Raw genomic sequence first — 311 nt, 5'->3', positions numbered from 1 at the left:
GCCGTGCTGCAGGATTTCGAATATTTTTACGACCCCGTCGGCAACATCACCCGCATCGAAGACCACGCATTTCAACCGCGATACTTCGCCAACCAGCTTATCGACGGCCATCGCGACTTCACTTACGACTCGCTCTACCGACTGACCAGCGCCACCGGTTACGACGACGCCCCGCCCTCGGACATTCCCGGCCTGCCGCAACCGAGCGACCCAGGCAATCGCCTCAACTACACCCAGACGTACCAATACGATCATGGCGGCAACCTGATCGAACTGTGCCACGTGCGTGCCGGTAACAACTACACCCGGCT

At 59.5% G+C, this 311-nt stretch carries 1 pseudogene; it reads left to right on the top strand.

Annotated elements, in window-relative coordinates:
* A pseudogene (locus L8H52_RS30360) lies at window positions 1-311 on the top strand (toxin); the annotation flags it as partial.

This window comes from Pseudomonas sp. CROZ-RG-20F-R04-15, from assembly GCF_022662375.1.
Classification (GTDB): Bacteria; Pseudomonadota; Gammaproteobacteria; order Pseudomonadales; family Pseudomonadaceae; genus Aquipseudomonas.
Note: the sequence above shows the minus strand (reverse complement) of the source record. Positions and strands in the feature narration are given on the sequence as shown.